This is a genomic window from Chitinophaga sp., assembly GCF_036566945.1.
Classification (GTDB): Bacteria; Bacteroidota; Bacteroidia; order Chitinophagales; family Chitinophagaceae; genus Chitinophaga.
The window spans coordinates 1-5,135 of sequence record NZ_DATCVJ010000992.1 but is presented as its reverse complement, the minus strand read 5'-3'; the positions used below and the strand labels follow the sequence as shown (position 1 = coordinate 5,135).

General features: G+C 44.6%; 3 protein-coding genes and 1 pseudogene. 1 reads left to right on the top strand and 3 read right to left on the bottom strand.

Features of this window, described 5'->3' with window-relative positions; genetic code table 11:
• The 3 genes from VIP81_RS29705 to VIP81_RS29695 all read right to left on the bottom strand — a co-directional run.
• The coding region (locus tag VIP81_RS29705; RefSeq protein ID WP_331970362.1) for a TonB-dependent receptor at window positions 1-2,718 on the bottom strand (2,718 nt) is incomplete at its 3' end.
• Window positions 2,719-2,913: 195 nt separating this feature from the next.
• The gene (locus VIP81_RS29700; protein ID WP_331970359.1) at window positions 2,914-3,954 is read right to left on the bottom strand and encodes a FecR family protein; all 1,041 of its coding nucleotides are present in this window, start codon (window positions 3,952-3,954) and stop codon (window positions 2,914-2,916) included.
• 81 nt (window positions 3,955-4,035) lie between these two features.
• Window positions 4,036-4,596 (bottom strand): RNA polymerase sigma-70 factor, encoded by a 561-nt coding sequence (locus tag VIP81_RS29695; RefSeq protein WP_331970356.1) that lies wholly within the window; start codon window positions 4,594-4,596, stop codon window positions 4,036-4,038.
• Window positions 4,597-4,832: 236 nt separating this feature from the next.
• Here VIP81_RS29695 and VIP81_RS29690 point away from each other — a divergent pair.
• Window positions 4,833-5,135 (top strand): annotated as a pseudogene (locus VIP81_RS29690) (glycoside hydrolase family 92 protein); the annotation flags it as partial.

Below are 5,135 nucleotides of genomic sequence, written 5' to 3'. Positions count from 1 at the left end.
ATCTTTTATTTTCAGGTCGCCGGGAGTAGCGTCCACTGGTTGTTTAGGTGATTTTGCAATTTCATCTGTGCTCTGGAAAATACCATCCCAGATATAGAGATAGTATTCATCGAGTGAATGTCCTTCTTCGCGGATCGTGCTACCATTTATTTCGCGTTTGCCAAACTGTTCCAGCACGTTCTTATAGCTTTGGAAGTTAGCACCCACATACCAGGTGAAATTTTTACCAATCCGGTCGTTGTATTGTACATTGAATTCAACTCCTTTATTTCTCACTGCACCATCGTTGATGGTAGGTGGGTCTAAACCCAGCCAGATGGGTACCTGAGAACCACGGAGGATATCAAAAGTATATTTATTAAACCAGTCGCCGGTAAAGGTGAGTTTATTATCAAATGCGGTCAGGTTGATACCGAAATCGAGTACCTGGGTAGTTTCCCAGGTGAGCGCCGGATCTATCAGCTGGCTGCCATTCAACCCTGTAGAAATGGTAGATCCGAATACATAGGGCCTGCTATCCAATGTAGACTGATACGGATAGGTACCGATGTTCTGATTTCCTAATTGTCCCCAGGAAGCGCGCAATTTAAGATCGTTGATCCAGGAAGCTTTTTTCATGAATGCTTCTTCCGACATTCTCCAGGCGCCGGAAAAGGAATAAAATAAACCCCAGCGCGTATCTGCCGGCAACCGGGAGGTACCATCATATCTTACGCTGGCACCCAACAGGTATTTATCTTTATAATCGTAGTTGGCATTACCGTACCATGAGCGGATGGCCCATTGACTGGAAGTACCAGCATTTGTTTGCCCATCTTTCGGACCAGCATTTAATTCTCTCAACTGGTTGGATGGAAACTGGGTACGCGTGGCATCCAGGTTATCTGCTTTGTTTTGTTCCTGTTGATATCCTGCCAGTGCAGAAAGATTATGGTAACCAAATTTCTTCCTATAAGTAAACTGGCTGTAATACACCGTATAAATGTTACCCGTATTTCCAACGTAAAGACCAGGGGTACCATCATCGAGTAATCCGGCAGGGCTCATGTCACTATAGTAATAGGTAGGTACTACTGGCCTGAAATCATTGTATTTATAGTTATCATAGTTCATACCGGCCCTGTTCTCCCATCTCAATCCATCTATGATATCCACATCCAGGGAAAGGTTACCCTGTGCATAGTAATCATTGGTTCTTGTCCGTATATCTTCTCCCACAATGGCCACCGGATTCTTATTACCCAATTCATCGGAGTAGCCTTTTTTGATCCACTTCCCATCGCTGGAAGCTGGATACAATGGCGACTGTGCCAATGCAGAGAGGAACATATCTCCTGCGCCATTTTCAGGATACTTTCTATCGGCATACCGCATCTGTATATTCGTACCGATGGTCACTCTTTTACTTACGCGGGAGCTGAGGCCCAGATTCAGTGTATATTTCTTATAGTCGAAACCGATCAACACACCCGGTTGATTGCTGATACCTAAACCCAGGCTGTAGTTGGTGTTATCTTTTCCACCACTCATATTCAGATAATGATTCTGGGTATAAGCCGTTTTGAAGATATCGTCCAGCCAGTTATGGTTTGGATATTTCACCCGGTCTGTTGCATTCTGATACAAGTCTATCTGTTGTTGGGTATAAATGGGCGCTAAACCGGAGTTGGTTCTTGCCTCATTGGAGAGTTGCATATACTCCGCAGAATTGGAAACAATATCCGGCAGTTGAGCTGCTTTGGAAATACCCAGGTTATAGCCATAGGTCAGCGAAAAACCACCCTTCCCTTTTTTTGTTTTAACAACGATTACGCCGTTGGCACCGCGGGAGCCGTAGATAGCGGCAGAAGCGGCGTCCTTCAATACGGAAATAGATTCGATGTCGTTGGGGTTTAAGATACTCATGCTACCGGGCAGTCCATCAATGATCACTAGCGGATCGTTGCCGGCGCCGCTGAAAGTACTGACACCTCTGATACGTAGCTGAATGTTTTCATTGCCTGGTTCACCGGAGCCCTGCGTTACCTGCAAACCCGGTAACTGGCCCTGGAGCAGCGAAGCAGGATCTGTAGCTACCCGCTTATTCAACTCTGCTCCGGAGATGGTGGCCACAGCACTGGTGAGTTTATGTTTTTCCTGTGTACCATATCCTACTACCACTACTTCATTTAATCCGGCTACATCTTCTCTGAGCGTAACGTTAAGCGTGGTTTGATCTGTGATGGTGATTTCCTGTTTAAGGAAACCGATGGCGGAGATCACCAGCACGGCATTATCCGGTACCTGCAGCGAAAACTGTCCATCCATCGTGGTTAAGGTACCGGTGGTGGTGCCTTTTACCTGTACGGTAATATTGGGTAAAGGCTGTCCTTTTTCGTCCAGTACTCTACCGGTAATTTTTTTTGTCCGGATTTGTTCTGCGGCGGTTTTAAACACCACCATATTATTTTCCAGGATGTTATAATGAAGTCCGGTTTGACGGGATACTTCATTCAGTACATCGCGGATATCAGCCTTTTCCATGGTCAGGCTGAGTTTTGGCAGTTTTTCTATGGCGGTATTACTATAGTAAAAGGTATATCCTGATTTTCTTTCGAGATAGTGGAATACCTTTTCTACATCTGCCTTTACAAAAGAAACGGAGATGGTATTTTGTGAGTATCCGGATGCGGATACCTCCAAAAATAAGCCCAACAGCACGCCGGTGAATTTAAACATTAGTAGCAGTTTTCTTCCATAACATGGCAGCTCAAACGTTGTTTGTTTTCTTGCTATTTTCATAACCTGGAAAATTCTATTAAGACTCAATAAATGTGGAATGTTTTAGTGGTCAATGGCTGGAAATATCCGGCATAGTAAACCCGCTAGGGAGGTCGCTCCCCAATAATGATCCTGTTATTCATATTGGTAGGTTTAGTTAATCGTTATGATATCATCCTGGATGGAATATTTGAATGGTTGAATTTCCTGTAAGATGTTCAATAGTTTTTCTATGGGCACATTGTCGGCCCGGCCAGAGAACCTTAGTGCTGCCAGTTGCGGATCTTCGATGAAGATTTTTACCCCATACCAGCGTTCCAGTCTTTGTACAATAGCAGACAATGTTTCATTTTGAAAGATGAGTTGATTATTTACCCAGGCTGTTTCCAGTACCCGGCTGCTGTCTGTTGCTGAAATAGGAGATAATGGCTGACGTTCAATAACGATGTTTTCTTTTCGGTTGGCGGTAGCCACCGCGTCTTCATTTTTACTGATGGTTGATTTTCTCAGTAATACTTTCTCGTTGGGTGTTACTTTCAGTACCTGTTGTCCTTCTTTTACCACCACTTCTACGGCGCCGGAGATCACGGCTGTTTCTTCAAAATCTTCCTCTTTATAGGACCGTACGTTAAAAGAAGTACCCAGTACCCGAACATCCATTTTTTCCGCGTGTATAATAAATGGGCGATTGGCCGCATGTTTAACGTCAAAATACGCTTCGCCGCTGAGATATACTTCTCTGACAGTTTTGTCCATTTTTTCCGGATAGCGTAAGGTACTGCCGGCATTCAGCAAAATGGTGCTGCCGTCTGCCAAACGGATTCGGGTTTTCATACCGGCATCCGTCGTCACCACTTTATATCCCTGCAAAGGCGATTGCCAGTAAAGATAGCTGAGTAGTCCACCGGCACAGCACATCACGAGCAACAGGGCAAGGAGCATTTTACGCACCGGAAAGCGCCGACGATCTTCTTTGCTTTCGGCTGCTATAAAACTGCTGACCCGATCTATCAGTCTGTCGGCATCCGTTTCGTTGTAAGCGGACACCTTGCTGAAAGACAGCTGCTCCATCTGCCCGGCCTTCAGCCAGTCACCCGGATGTTGCAATAACAATTCATCCAGTTCCGCCTTTTCTTCGGCGGAAATTTCTCCGCTCCAGTGCAGCGCCAATAATTCCGATAACCGTTTGGTCATTTACAGCAAGTATAGTTTTTGGTGAATGTTATAATAAGACAACTCAAAAAAGGAAAACAATTAAAGGAAGACAAAAAAAAATTAAGAGTAGGAATATTGGAGGGTAGTACCCAGTGCCGACCATATTTTCCGGAGGGCAATGGTCATCTGCACATTGACGGTTGCTTTGGAGAGGTCCAGCAGTACGGCTACCTGTTCATAGGTGAAGCCTTCTTCTTTTACGAGGATAAAAATTTGCCGGCAGCGCGGCGGTAAAGTCTCAATGGCGGAACGGATCTGATCCAGTTGCTCTTTGCTGATCAGAATATCTTCCGGACTTTGGGCGCTATGGTGATGGATGGCTACTTCCCAGGCGGCATAATGTGTGGCCCTTCGGCCATTACTTTTGAGGTAGTTAAGCGCCGTATTTTTTATAGCTTTAAAGAGATAGTATTGCAGATTATCAGGCGGGGTAATATGGGTTCTTTGTTGCCATATCTTAATAAATACATCTGCTACCACTTCTTCTGCTTCTGCTTCATTACCCACGATACTGCACGCAAAGTACTTTAATGAGGGATTGAACACCCTCATCATTTGTTTAAATGCGGCAAGATCCCCTACTGCCCAAAAAGAAGAATAATTCTGGTCTTTACTGCTCATGGTCATGAATAACCTAAAGTAGCATTTCTTTCGATACGACCTGAACACCAGATTACCCATTTATAGTAGTAAATTACCCTGAAATAAACATCCTTTATCTCTCCCCGCTTTGATTAATTCCTTTTTTTGAATACATTTATCTGCGCCTAAATCGGTTTAGCATCACCCGCCATGTGTGTATGACGCTTATTAAGCTACTTATATATTGAAATAGCCACGTAAACTATTTAGCTAGTATGAAGAAACAAGTTACCAAGGGATTCCATGTTATGTTGTTACTGCTGATAACAACCACCGCCAACAGCCAGACTAAAACAACCTATACAAAGTATGTAAATACTTTTGTTGGTACGGCTCCATTGACTGATCCAAAAATTCTGGGGTATGAATTGCCGCAGGGCTGGAGATCCTGGGCAGGACTGACCTTTCCCGGCAGCTCCCTCCCCAATGCCATGGTGCAGCTAAGCCCGATCACCGCCTATGGTTCCGGCGCAGGATATCAATATGAGGATACATTTATTTACGGGTTTACCCATACC